Source organism: Nocardia sp. NPDC046763 (genome assembly GCF_040645495.1).
Taxonomy (GTDB): domain Bacteria; phylum Actinomycetota; class Actinomycetes; order Mycobacteriales; family Mycobacteriaceae; genus Nocardia.
The window spans coordinates 127,032-139,661 of sequence record NZ_JBEYYI010000007.1; the positions used below are offsets into that span (position 1 = coordinate 127,032).

Here is a 12,630-nt window from a genome sequence, read left to right on the forward strand (position 1 = left end):
CGCGGGGCAGGCTCGCACCAGACCGCACGGTCGGCGACACCGGGCGAAACGTTCCGGGCCCCGATGCCTATACGGTCTACGAACCGTAGGAATCGAGAACGTGGCGAAGGGGTCGAAAGCATGCCGTTGGCGACGGTGAACGGAATCTCGCTGAACTACCAGGTCAAGGGAGACCGGTCCAAGGGCACCGACGTCAAGGGGTCCGCGCCGCTGGTCGTCATGATCATGGGCACCGGCAGCGGCGGCCGGGTGTGGGAACTGCACCAGGTGCCCGCGCTGGTCGCCGCCGGATTCCGGGTCTGCACCTTCGACAACCGTGGCATCGCACCGTCCTTCGAGTCGCCCGCCGGGATCACCATCGACGACCTGGTGCGCGACACCGCCGCTCTCATCGAATTCCTCGACGAGGGACCGGCCCTGGTGGTCGGCCAGTCCATGGGCGCGCGGGTCGCGCAGGAACTCGCGCTGGCCCGGCCGGACCTGGTCCGCAAGGCCATCTTCATGGCCGGGCACGCTCGCCTCGACCAGTTCCAGAAGACGCTCTCGTTCGGCGAGCACGAACTCGACGCCTCCGGCACGCGGCTGCCCGCCAAATACGAGGCCGCCATGACCGCGATCATGAACCTCTCGCCGGCCACCATGGCCGACCCGCACGCCGCCCGTGACTGGCTCGACCTGTTCGAATTCACCGGCGGCCCGGCCTCGCCCGGCGTACGCGCCCAGCGGCGCATGGACCACGATTTCGACCGCACCCAGGCCTACCGGGCCATCACCGTGCCCTGCCTGTCCATGGGCTTCGCGGACGACCGGATGATCCCGCCCTACCTTTCCCGCGAGGTCGCCGATATCATTCCGGGAGCCCGTTACCAGGAGGTCCCCGACGCCGGACACTTCGGCTACCTGGAACAACCGGAGGCCGTCAACAAGATCCTGCTCGAATTCTTCGCGGCCTGAACGAAGTGCAGGTAACCGCCCAGCGGTAACGCCTGCCTTGCTAGGGTCGAATCAACGTCGGGGGCTCGTTCCAGCACTGCGGTGACTGGACGATCCGTCTACGTTCCCGTACACAGCGCCAGTATCCAGTGAGGTGAAATGAGCACCAACCCCTTCGATGACGAAGACGGCCGGTTCTTCGTCCTGGTCAACGATGAGGAACAGCACTCCCTGTGGCCCGCCTTCGCCGAGGTTCCGGCGGGTTGGCGAGTCGTTTTCGGCGAGGACAGCCGCGCCGCGTGCGTCGAGTACGTCGAGAAGAACTGGACCGATATGCGTCCGAAGAGCCTGCGTGACGCCATGGCGGCGGACGACGCGGCTCGTCAGGCGGCCCAGTCCTGACACCCTGCGGTTAGTCCGATACTGCGCGAACGGCTTCCGAACGCGGCCGGTCGATGCCACAAGCGTCGCCCGGTCGCGCTCCGGTCTTCCACGCAGCATCGTTCCGACTGGGACGCCGGCTTTTCCGCGCAGCCGGCCACCCCGGTTATGATGGCACCGCTTTCCGCCTCCTTAGCTCAGTGGTAGAGCACCGCTCTTGTAAAGCGAAGGTCGTCAGTTCAATCCTGACAGGGGGCTCAGCAGGCAGATCAGGGCGAGGACCTCAGGGTCCTCGCCCTGCTGTCGTTCGAGGTCGGGGGCCCAGCCCCGCAGCGTCACCCGGAGTTCGCGCACTCCTCGCAGGAAACTCTCAGGGAAGGGTCAGGTTCTTCGCGGGGGAAGCGCAGAATATGACCTCATGACAGGTGTGCCCGTTCAGCCGCGCGAACCGGAGGCGAGGGTGCTCGTCGTTGACGACGAGCCGATGATCGTCGAGCTACTGTCGGTGAGCCTGCGGTATCAGGGGTTCGAGGTCGCGAGTGCCGCGAGCGGCACCGAGGGGCTGGACAAGGCGAAGACCTTCCGGCCGGATGCACTGATCATCGATGTGATGATGCCCGGGATGGACGGCTTCGGACTGCTACGGCGGCTCCGGGCCGACGGGATCGACGCACCGGTACTGTTCCTGACCGCACGCGACGACGTGGACGACAAGATCACCGGGCTGACGCTCGGGGCCGACGACTACGTCACCAAGCCGTTCAGCCTCGAAGAGGTGGTCGCGCGGCTGCGGGTGATCCTGCGACGGTCCGGGCGCTCGGCGCCGGAGACCAAGACGTCGCGGCTGCGGTTCGCCGATATCGAACTCGACGACGACACCCACGAGGTCTGGAAGGCGGGCGAACCGGTTGCCCTGTCGCCGACCGAGTTCACGCTGCTGCGGTACTTCCTGGTCAATGCCGGCACGGTGCTGAGCAAGCCGCGGATCCTGGACCACGTGTGGCGCTACGACTTCGGCGGCGAGGTCGGTGTGGTCGAAACCTATGTGTCCTACCTGCGCAAGAAGGTCGACACCGGACCGGATCGGCTCATCCACACCCTGCGCGGGGTCGGCTACGTCATGCGGGAGCCGCGCGGCAAGACGGCCAACGCGTGAGCGCTGCCACCGTGGTTGATGGCAACGGCACGACTCGCAGTCTTCGACGCAGGGTCGCCGACCGGCTCGCCGCGGTGCCGCTGCGCACCACCCTGGTACTCGCGCTGGTATCCCTGGTGGGATTCGGGCTACTGGTCTCGGGTATCGCGGTCACCTCGCTCATGCGCAACGTGCTGGTCGAACGGATCGACCGGCAGCTCTACGACGCCGCCCACAGCTGGGCCGCGCCCGGCGCGCAACGCCCCGAACCACTGCCCACCGTGCGCGGGCGGGAACGGCCGCCGCACTTGTACTGGGTGCAGGTACGGGATTCGACGGGCCAGGTCACGCTGAGTCTGTCGGCGGGCGTGCAGCAGCCCGAGGTGCCCGCGGACCTGGGCAATCGGCCGGAGACCGTCGGCTCGGTCGGCGCGTCCACCGAGGAGTGGCGGGTGCTGCGGACCGTCAACGAGTACGGCACCAGCACCATCGCCCTGCGCATGGACGAGACGAACTCGCTGCTGGACAAGCTGATCGTGCTGCAACTGGTGATCGGCGCGCTGGTACTGGCGGCGCTGGCGGCGGTGGCACGCATCGTGATCCGGCGCAGTCTGCGGCCATTGCGGGAGGTCGAGCGCACCGCGGCCGCCATCGCGGGCGGTGACCTGCATCAGCGAGTTCCGGTGCGCGGCACCGACACCGAGGTCGATCACCTCTCACAGTCGCTGAACACGATGCTGACCCAGATCCAGCAGGCCTTCGCCGCCACCGAGGCCTCCGAGGAGGCGGCGCGGCGCTCCGAGGCCAAGATGCGGCGCTTCGTCGCCGACGCCAGCCACGAACTCCGCACCCCGCTCACCACCATCAAGGGTTTCTCCGAGCTGTACCGGCAGGGCGCGATCACCGATCCGAACATGCTGATGGACCGCATCGAGCGCGAGTCCAAGCGGATGGGGCTGCTGATCGAGGACCTGCTCATGCTGGCCCGGCTGGACGCACAGCGACCGATCGAACGGCGGCCGCTGGACCTGCTCATGATGGCCAGCGATGCCGTGCACAGTGCGCGCGCCCTGGCGGCGGCCCAGCACCCGGAGGGGCCCGAACGCAAGATCGACCTCGAAATCCGGCCTGGGCCCGGCACTCTGGAGATGCTCGGTGACGAGACGCGGCTGCGGCAGGTGCTGGCCAACCTGATCAACAACGCGCTGGTGCACACCCCGCCCGAGGCGGAGGTGACGGTGCGGCTCACCCCGGCCGCCGACGAGGTGCTCATCGAGGTCGCCGACACCGGGCCGGGACTGGCGGCCGAACAGGCGGAGCGGGTCTTCGAACGCTTCTATCGCACCGATGTGTCCCGCAGCCGGGACAGCGGCGGTACGGGACTGGGGCTTTCCATCGTGCATGCGCTGGTCGACGCGCATGGCGGCAAGGTGTCGGTGACCAGCGCGCCGGGGGAAGGCACCACCTTCACCGTGCAGCTGCCGCGCGAGGTGCGCTGACGCCGGGGGTTTTCGCCCCCGGCTCCGAACGGGACAACTGATTCGGCCAGGATCCGGGTAACTCAGCGGGTACGTCCAAAATTGGTTCGGCTCCCGACCGCCGGCACGCGTGCTCGTCCGTCAACAGCTCCGAGCTGTGCGCTCGAGTTCCGGGGAGGCGGGGGAGCGCTATGCGGGGACGTTCGCGCCGTAGCCGAGGTCGCGCAGGGCCTGCTTGATCATGGCCTGCGCCTCGTCGAGGGATTCCTTGCTGGGTTCCGGGTCCGCCCCGCTGATGTCGAAGTCACCCAGGTGGAAGGCCGGGAAGACGTGCATGTGCAGGTGCGGCACCTCGAGACCCGCGATGAGCAGGCCCGCCCGCGGGGCGTCCCAGGCGGCCCGCACGGCCTGGCCGATCTTCTGGGCGACCGCGGTCAGGCGCGCGAAGGTGCCCGGATCGACGTCCTGCCACTGGTCGATCTCCTTGCGCGGCACCACAAGCGTGTGCCCCTGGGTCACCGGGGCGATCGTGAGGAAGCCGACGAATTCGTCGTCCTCCCAGACGAACCGGCCCGGCAGCTGACCGTCGATGATTGCGGAGAAAACAGAAGCCATGCCCCGGACCTTACGCGGGGAAGAACACCCCCCGCGCGAACGCACGACAGACCGCCACCGGTTGCGTCTGCCCAGCCCTTTAAGCTGTCTGCCGTGCGCGTACTCGTCATTGGTTCCGGAGCCCGTGAACATGCCCTCGTCCTGGCACTGCGCAAGGACCCGGCGGTGTCCGCGGTGTATGCGGCGCCCGGCAATGCCGGCATCGCCCAGCACGCCGAGGTGCGTGCGGTGGACGCCACCTCCGGGGCGGAGGTGACCGCACTCGCCCAGGACCTCGGCGTCGATCTGGTGGTGGTCGGACCCGAGGTGCCGCTGGTGCTCGGCGTGGCCGACGCGGTGCGGGCCGCCGGGATCCCGGCGTTCGGCCCGTCCGCCGCCGCCGCGCGGATCGAGGGCTCGAAGGCCTTCGCCAAGGACGTCATGAACGCGGCCGGGGTGCGCACCGCGCACAGCGAGATCGTCGATCATCCGGGCGAATTGGATGCGGCGCTGGATCGTTTCGGTCCGACCTGGGTGGTCAAGGACGACGGCCTGGCCGCCGGCAAGGGCGTTGTGGTGACCCCGGACCGGTCGGTGGCCCGCGAGCACGGCGCCGAACTGCTCGAGCAGGGTCACCCGGTGCTGCTGGAGTCGTTCCTCGACGGCCCGGAGGTGTCGCTGTTCTGCCTGGTCGACGGCGAGACCGTGGTGCCGCTGCTGCCCGCCCAGGACCACAAGCGGGTCGGTGACGGCGACACCGGGCCGAACACCGGCGGCATGGGCGCGTACACGCCGCTGCCGTGGCTGCCGGCGGAGACGCTGCAGGCCATCGTCGATGATGTGGTGAAACCCGTTGCGGCCGAGATGGTTCGCCGCGGCGTGCCGTTCAGCGGCCTGCTGTACGCCGGTCTCGCCGTCGGGCAGGCCGGGCCGGCCGTGGTCGAATTCAACTGCCGCTTCGGCGATCCCGAGACCCAGGCCGTGCTGGCCATGCTGGACAGCCCGCTGGGCGAGCTGCTGTACGCCACCGCGACCGGCACCCTGGACCAGGTGCCCGCGCCGCGCTGGAAGGCCGGCGCCGCCGTCACCGTGGTGCTGGCCGCCGAGAACTACCCGTCCCGTCCGCGCAGCGGCGATGTCATCACCGGGGCAGAATCCGCCGGCACCGGAACCGAATCCGAGGTGCTGCACGCCGGCACCGCGCAGCGTGAGGACGGCGCGCTGGTGTCCGCGGGCGGCCGCGTGCTCGCCATCGTCGGCCAGGGCGCGGATCTGACCGAGGCCCGCAAGAACGCCTACGACCGCCTCGCCGGAATCAAGCTGCCGGGCGGCCACTTCCGCACCGACATCGCCCTGGCCGCCACCGAGGGCCGCATCACCGTCCCGACCTCCGCCTGAAGGCCGCCGCCCCGAAGTCCGAATCCGCGCCTGAACAATCCGCGCCTGAACTTCGAATGCCAGCGCGACAACTGATTTCGTACCGATCGGGGTAACTCGCCGGGTACGTCCGAAATTGTTTCGGCCCTGAACCGCCGGCACGCGTCGCCAACGGTCAACGGCTCCCAAGCCGTGCGCTGAAGTTTCGGGGAGGCGGGGGAGCGGAGGCGGGGGAGCTCAGCCGACGATGATGCCGTGCTGGGCCAGCCAGGGCTGCGGGTCCACGTGCTGGCCGTTGATGACGATCTCGAAGTGGAGGTGCGGTCCGGTCGAGTCGCCGCGGTTGCCGATGCGCGCGATCTGCAGGCCCGCCGGGACGCGCTCGCCGACCGACACCGAGAAGTCGTACATGTGCCCGTAAACGGAGATGGTGCCGTCGTCGTGGCGGATGCGCACCCACAGCCCGAAGCCCTGGGCCGGGCCCGCGTCGATGACGGTGCCCGCCGCCACCGCGTAGATCGGTGAGCCGAGTGGCGCCGCGATGTCGATGCCCGCGTGAAAGGTGCCCCAGCGCGCCCCGAATCCGGAAGTGAACACACCCTTCGCGGGCAGCGCGAACCCGCCGGCGCCGGGAATCACGAAGCCGGGCGGCAGCGAACTGTCCGGCGACGGCGTCATCCACGGCTGCGGCTGCCCGGCGACGGCCGCCGCGGCCTCCGCCTTGGCCCGCTCCAGCGTGGCCGCCGCGGCCGCCGAGACCACCGCCTGCTCGCGCAGATGCTCACCGTTGTTGATGGCGTCCAGATACCGCTTCGACGTCTCCGGGATGGCCTGCACCTGTAGCGGATACTGCACCGGAACCCGCAGTGCCACACCGGGACCCACCTCGGCGTCGGTGGGCAGCAGACCCAGCGCGCCGTCCGCGCTCGCGAACACCAGCACCGCGACCACGCCGCCGATCAGCACCCGGTGCCGAATGCTCCACGCGCGCACCACCGGCCACTGCCGCCGCGCTTCGGCCCGGCCTCGCCGCACCAGCTCGACGGTCTCGGCCCACGAGCGCGGCCGCCGGACCCACAGCTCGATGACGCGTTCCCATGCGATCGGCGCGTACACCCGCAGCCAGGCGACCGCCTGCCCCGCGAGCCGGACCACCGACCGCCAGACCCGTTCCAGCGCCTCCTGACCCCGCGACGGCTCGTCTTGAAATGCCAGCTGCGACCGCACACCCGGCGTATAGCTGTCTGTCCGCGGTGGCGCGGATTCGGGTGGGTGTGGGTCGGCCTCCGGGGTGGTCCCGGTGGTTGCTGGTCCCCCCTGCACAGCCGCCTCCTCAGGCATTCGGGTGGCAGTTCCCGGACAAGTGGGGGAGCGGGTGCTCTACCGTCTGTCGAGTGCGTATCGAATCTCGCCGGTCGGCCATCCCACCTTTTTACGTGATGGACGTCTGGAAAGCAGCAGCTGAACGGGCCCGGACACGCGGAGATGTGCTGGTGCTGGCCGCGGGGCAGCCGTCCACGCCCGCTCCGGCGGCGGTTTTGCGTGCCACCAAGGCGGCCATGGATTCCGAATTGCTGGGCTATACCGAGACATTCGGGATGCTGGCGCTGCGGGAGGCCATCGCGGAGCATCATCGCAGCACCTACGGGGTGCGCGTGGACGCGGACGATGTCGTGGTGACCACCGGTTCCTCCGGCGCGTTCACCCTCATCTTCCTGGCGGCCTTCGATCCCGGCGACACCGTGGTGGTGGCCCGGCCGGGCTATCCGGCCTACCGGAACACGCTGACCGCGCTGGGCTGCGATGTGGTCGAACTGGACTGCGGGCCGGAGACCCGGTTTCAGCCGACCGTGGCCATGCTGGAGGCGCTGCCGGAGCCGCCCGCGGGCCTGATCGTGGCGAGCCCGGCCAATCCGACCGGGACCATGATCGCGCCGGAGGAGCTGGCGGCGCTGGCCCGCTGGTGCGACGAGCACGGGACGTTGCTCATCTCCGATGAGATCTACCACGGCATCGTCTACGCCGACACCGAGCCGACTTCCTCGGCCTGGGAGACCTCACGCGAGTCGGTCGTCATCGGCTCGGTGTCCAAATACTTCTCCATGACCGGCTGGCGGCTGGGCTGGATGCTGGTGCCGGAGTCGCTGCGCCCGGCGCTGCAGCGACTGGCCTCCAATATGACCGTGTGCCCCCCGGCTATTTCTCAGTTCGCGGCGGTGCACGCGTTCGGCGCGGAGGCCAAAGCCGAACTGGACGGTCATGTCCGGCGCTATGCGGTGAATCGCCAGCTGCTGCTGTCGGGTCTGCCCAAGCTCGGCATCACCGACCTCGCCCCCGCCGACGGTGCGTTCTATGCCTACGCGGATATCGCTCACCTGACCGATGATTCGATGCGCTGGTGCACCGAGGTGCTCGACGCCACCGGTGTGGCGCTGGCTCCGGGCATCGACTTCGACACTCGCAACGGCCATCACACGGTTCGCTTCTCGTTCGCCGGAGCCGGCGCCGACATCGAAGAGGCACTGGACCGGTTGGAACGGTATTTGGCCTGATCTGCCAAGGAGATTGAGCGCAGTGGGCAAAATGAACACAGCGCCGGTGATGACTGGCACGATTGCACCGTGACCACTGCGACGACTCCGAAAGGCGAACGGCGTCGCCAAGCGCTGGTTTGTGCCGCCGCCGAGCTCCTGCTCGAAGGCGGCTTCGAAGCGGTTCGGCACCGCTCGGTGGCAACCCGGGCGGATCTGCCGCTCGCGTCGACCACCTACTACTTCGAATCGCTCGAGGATCTGATCGCGCGGGCGGTGGAATTCTCCGGCAATGCCGAACTCGAGGCCATGCGCCGTCGCGTCGGTGAGGTGACGCACCGTCGGCGGGGCGCGGAGGCCACCGTGGAATTGGTGCTGGACCTGTTGGTGGGTCCGGAGATTCAGGACCTGGACGCGCGGGGCCAGCTGATCGCCCGCTACGAGCGCTCGGTCGCCTCCGCCCGGCACCCGGAACTACGAGAGGTCCAGCTGCGACTACGCGCCCAGTTGGACGAGCTGCTGACCGACGTGCTGCGCCGCTCCGACCGCGTGGTGCGCACCGAACAGACCCGCCGCCTGGTGGCGGTCGTCGATGGGGCGGTGGTGACCGCGCTCGGTGAACTCGACCCGCAGCCCCGGCGCATGGCGCGGGGCGCGCTCCTCGAGATCATCGACATCGTCGCCCCACCGGCATAACTCGGCCCCAACTCTCGGGGACTCTCGGGACGCTCCGGCCGGGGCGAACTTCCGCCGCGGTGATGGCGGGGCAAACCGGTGGGAAACCCACCGGTAAACTGGGACAACGTGAGTCTTGTGCCGAACGTCCTTGCCACCCGCTATGCCAGCCCCGAGCTGGTTCATCTCTGGTCGCCCGAGAACAAGATCGTGCTCGAGCGGCGGTTGTGGCTGGAGGTGTTGCGGGCCCAGGCCGAGTTGGGGGTGGATGTTCCGGCGGGGGTGGTCGAGGACTACGAGCGGGTCATCGATCGGGTGGATCTGAAGTCGATCGCGGAGCGCGAGCGGGTCACCCGGCACGACGTGAAGGCCCGGATCGAGGAGTTCAACGCGCTCGCCGGGCACGAGCACGTGCACAAGGGCATGACCTCGCGGGATCTCACCGAGAACGTGGAGCAGCTGCAGATCCGGCTGTCGCTCGAGCACGTGTACGGCCACGGCGTGGCCATCGCGGCCCGGCTGGCGGAGCGGGCCGCCCAGTATCAGACGCTGGTGATGGCGGGCCGCTCGCACAACGTGGCGGCGCAGGCCACCACCCTCGGCAAGCGATTCGCTTCCGCCGCAGACGAATTGCTCATCGCGCTGACCCGGCTGCGGGAGCTGATCGACCGATACCCGTTGCGCGGTATCAAGGGTCCGATGGGCACCGCGCAGGACATGCTGGATCTGCTCGGCGGGGACGGGGCCAAGCTGGCACAGCTGGAGCAGAAGGTGGCCGGCCACCTGGGTTTCGCGAATGTGTTCACCAGCGTGGGCCAGATCTACCCGCGCTCGTTGGACCACGATGTGCTCTCCGCGCTGGTGCAGGTCGGCGCGGGCCCGTCCTCGTTCGCGCACACCATTCGCCTGATGGCGGGCCACGAGCTGGTCACCGAGGGCTTCCAGCCCGGCCAGGTGGGCTCCTCGGCCATGCCACACAAGATGAATACCCGCTCGTGTGAGCGTGTCAACGGCCTGCAGGTGGTGCTGCGCGGCTACGGCTCGATGGCGGCCGAGCTGGCGGGCGCGCAGTGGAACGAGGGCGACGTGTTCTGCTCGGTGGTGCGCCGGGTCGCGCTGCCGGACGCCTTTTTCGCCATCGACGGGATGATGGAGACCTTCCTGACCGTCCTGGCCGAATTCGGCGCGTACCCGGCCGTGGTCGACCGCGAGCTCAACCGCTACCTGCCGTTCCTGGCCACCACCCGCATCCTGATGGCGGCGGTGCGCGCGGGCGTGGGCCGCGAGACCGCCCACGAGGTCATCAAGGAGCACGCGGTGGCGGTGGCGCTGGCCATGCGTGAGCAGGGCCGCGAACCCGATCTGCTGGACCGCCTGGCCGCCGACGACCGCATGCCGCTGGATCGGGCCGCCCTGGACGCGGCCCTGGCCGACCGCTCCGCCTTCATCGGCGCGGCCGAGGCGCAGGCCGCCGAGGTGATCGCTCAGGTCCAGAAGCTGGTCGACGCGAACCCGGAGGCCGCCCGCTACACGCCGTCGCCGATCCTCTAGGGATACAACGACTCTCGAATCTCGCCCCCGGCTCCGGAATGGAGCCGGGGGCGATCGCGTTGCCGGGTGGCTCTAGGCTCTGCGGGCATGAACCCTTACACGATCTTCTCCGACATCGTTGCCGGGCGGGCACCCTCGTCCAAGGTGTACGAGGACGAGGATTGTCTGGCGTTCATGGATATTCGGCCGGTGACGCCCGGGCATGTGCTGGTGATTCCGAAGACGCCCGCCCGAAGCCTGGCGGAGCTGGATCCGGCGTTGGGCGGCAAGCTGTTTCAGGTGGGGCAGCGCATCGCGGCGGGCCTGCGGGAGTCCGAGGTGAACTGTGACGGCGTGAATTTCTTCCTGGCCGACGGGGTCACCGCGGGGCAGGAGGTGTTCCATGTGCATCTGCACGTGATTCCCCGCACCTCGGGCGACGGGTTCGGGCTGCGGGCGCGGCCGACCAGTCCGGCGCGTGCCGACCTGGATTACCTGGCGGGATCGATTCGGGGCGCATTGTCCCGAATTGCCGCCGACTGATAGCCGATTCGCATTACCATATTCGAACCGCGTCGTTAGCCAACGACACGCTAAACCCCATTCCTGCACGTCGCAGTAGCCACTCGAGTTACGTTTGATGGCGATTGTGGTGGGCTGATGAAGGTGGGGACATGCGTCGAAGAGCCGTTGCCGCAGCTGTTTTGACGATCGCTGCAGGTTTGCTATATCCGGTGGCCGCGTCACCGGCAATCGCGCACGCGGACCAGGTCGTCCGCGTCGACCAGCTGAGCGCCACCCGCTCGGCGATCTTCATCGACTCCGCGGCCATGGGCCGCACCATCCAGGTGCAGGTGCTGCATCCGGCCGGCGGCGGCGACCGCCCCACCTACTACCTCCTCGACGGCCTGGATCCCGGTGCGACACAGAGCACCTGGACCAATGCCACCGACGCCGAACCCTTCTTCCAGGGCAGGGACGTGAACGTGGTGCTGCCCATGGGCGGCCAGGCCAGCTACTACACCGACTGGGCGTCCGACGACCCGCGCTTCGGCCGCTACAAGTGGGAAACCTTTCTGACACAAGAGCTTCCGCCCATCATCGACGGATACTTCGCCGGTAACGGGGTGAACGCCATCGGTGGTCTCTCGATGGGCGGTATCGCGGCCTTCGTGCTGGCGGTGCGGCATCCGGAGCTGTACCGGGCGGTGGCGGGCTTCAGCGCCTGCCCGGACACCACGATCGCGCAGGGCGCCATGATGTTCTCGGTTGCCAATCGGGGTGGCAATCCGCTCAATATGTGGGGCGCGCCGGGCAGTCAGGCGTGGACGGAGCACAATCCGGCGGTGCTGGCCGAGGCGCTGCGCGGCAAGACCATTTTCCTGTCCACCGGCACCGGCCTGCCCGGCCCGCACGAACTGGAGATCAAGCCGCAGCTGCCGGAGAACATCTTCTTCGGCGGCCCCATCGAATTCGGGGTGGACGCCTGTGTCACCGCGTTCGAGCAGCGGTTGCGCGCGATGAACATCCCGGCGCGGGTGGAGCACTCGCCGGTGGGCACGCATTCGTGGTCGTACTGGCAGGACACCCTGCACGAGTCATGGCCGACCATCGGCGCGGCGATAGGGGCCTGAACAGTGTTGTGCCCGGCTCATTTCGAGCCGGGCATGCCCGAATCAGGCTCCGGGCCGGTTGAATTCGCCGTCCTTGGCCCCGGCTACGAAGGCTTCCCATTCGCCGGGGGTGAAGATCAGTACTGGCCCGTCCGGATTGCGGGAGTCCCGTAATCCGATGTTTCCGCTGGCCAGAAAGGCGATCTCGACGCCGTCGGCAGTGTCGTCTCCGCGCCGCCACACCGCATCGGCCTCGATGACGCGGTTCTTCGCTTCCACTGTCGGCCTCCCCTGTGCACACCAGCAGTACTGGTCGGTGATGTAGATCGCACTCATAATGCCAGGGTTTGTGAGGGCTTCGGATCGGATATTCCATCTTCTGT

Annotated in this window: 13 protein-coding genes and 1 tRNA gene; 11 read left to right on the forward strand and 3 right to left on the reverse strand. The window is 68.6% G+C overall.

Annotated features, from left to right (window positions below; all coding sequences use genetic code 11):
* The first annotated feature begins 120 nt into the window (after positions 1-120).
* From ABZ909_RS14210 to ABZ909_RS14230, 5 genes are all read left to right on the forward strand, one after another.
* Positions 121-954, forward strand: coding sequence for an alpha/beta hydrolase (locus ABZ909_RS14210; protein ID WP_356998813.1), 834 nt, complete (start codon positions 121-123; stop codon positions 952-954).
* A gap of 138 nt (positions 955-1,092) precedes the next feature.
* Complete coding sequence (locus ABZ909_RS14215; protein ID WP_019931522.1) at positions 1,093-1,335, forward strand: MbtH family protein; 243 nt, start codon at positions 1,093-1,095, stop codon at positions 1,333-1,335.
* 165 nt (positions 1,336-1,500) lie between these two features.
* Positions 1,501-1,572, forward strand: a tRNA-Thr gene (locus ABZ909_RS14220).
* Positions 1,573-1,732: 160 nt separating this feature from the next.
* The gene (locus ABZ909_RS14225) at positions 1,733-2,470 is read left to right on the forward strand and encodes a response regulator transcription factor (RefSeq protein ID WP_354831085.1); all 738 of its coding nucleotides are present in this window, start codon (positions 1,733-1,735) and stop codon (positions 2,468-2,470) included.
* 11 nt (positions 2,471-2,481) lie between these two features.
* On the forward strand, positions 2,482-3,948 hold the full coding sequence (locus ABZ909_RS14230; RefSeq protein WP_356999246.1) for an ATP-binding protein: 1,467 nt from the start codon (positions 2,482-2,484) through the stop codon (positions 3,946-3,948).
* 168 nt (positions 3,949-4,116) lie between these two features.
* Here ABZ909_RS14230 and ABZ909_RS14235 read toward each other — a convergent pair whose 3' ends face one another.
* Entirely contained in the window at positions 4,117-4,542 is a 426-nt protein-coding gene (locus tag ABZ909_RS14235) for an HIT family protein (RefSeq protein WP_354831079.1), read from the reverse strand.
* Between the two features lie 93 nt (positions 4,543-4,635).
* Here ABZ909_RS14235 and purD point away from each other — a divergent pair, with 93 nt between their 5' ends.
* Complete coding sequence (purD, locus tag ABZ909_RS14240; RefSeq protein WP_356998817.1) at positions 4,636-5,919, forward strand: phosphoribosylamine--glycine ligase; 1,284 nt, start codon at positions 4,636-4,638, stop codon at positions 5,917-5,919.
* Positions 5,920-6,135: 216 nt separating this feature from the next.
* Here the strand turns inward: purD and ABZ909_RS14245 are convergent, their stop codons facing one another.
* Positions 6,136-6,894, reverse strand: a complete 759-nt coding sequence (locus ABZ909_RS14245; RefSeq protein ID WP_356999248.1) for a M23 family metallopeptidase — start codon at positions 6,892-6,894, stop codon at positions 6,136-6,138.
* Positions 6,895-7,292: 398 nt separating this feature from the next.
* Between ABZ909_RS14245 and ABZ909_RS14250 the strand changes: the two genes are divergently transcribed.
* The 5 genes from ABZ909_RS14250 to ABZ909_RS14270 all read left to right on the forward strand — a co-directional run bounded on the left by ABZ909_RS14250 (position 7,293) and on the right by ABZ909_RS14270 (position 12,268).
* Entirely contained in the window at positions 7,293-8,450 is a 1,158-nt protein-coding gene (locus ABZ909_RS14250) for a pyridoxal phosphate-dependent aminotransferase (protein ID WP_356998819.1), read from the forward strand.
* Between the two features lie 69 nt (positions 8,451-8,519).
* Positions 8,520-9,125, forward strand: a complete 606-nt coding sequence (locus ABZ909_RS14255) for a TetR family transcriptional regulator (protein ID WP_356998822.1) — start codon at positions 8,520-8,522, stop codon at positions 9,123-9,125.
* A gap of 108 nt (positions 9,126-9,233) precedes the next feature.
* Entirely contained in the window at positions 9,234-10,655 is a 1,422-nt protein-coding gene (gene purB, locus ABZ909_RS14260) for an adenylosuccinate lyase (protein WP_356998825.1), read from the forward strand.
* A gap of 87 nt (positions 10,656-10,742) precedes the next feature.
* Positions 10,743-11,177, forward strand: a complete 435-nt coding sequence (locus ABZ909_RS14265) for an HIT family protein (RefSeq protein WP_356998828.1) — start codon at positions 10,743-10,745, stop codon at positions 11,175-11,177.
* A gap of 131 nt (positions 11,178-11,308) precedes the next feature.
* Complete coding sequence (locus tag ABZ909_RS14270; protein WP_356998831.1) at positions 11,309-12,268, forward strand: alpha/beta hydrolase family protein; 960 nt, start codon at positions 11,309-11,311, stop codon at positions 12,266-12,268.
* Positions 12,269-12,310: 42 nt separating this feature from the next.
* Here ABZ909_RS14270 and ABZ909_RS14275 read toward each other — a convergent pair whose 3' ends face one another.
* Positions 12,311-12,583 (reverse strand): DUF397 domain-containing protein, encoded by a 273-nt coding sequence (locus ABZ909_RS14275; protein ID WP_083868551.1) that lies wholly within the window; start codon positions 12,581-12,583, stop codon positions 12,311-12,313.
* Between the last annotated feature and the right edge of the window lie 47 nt (positions 12,584-12,630).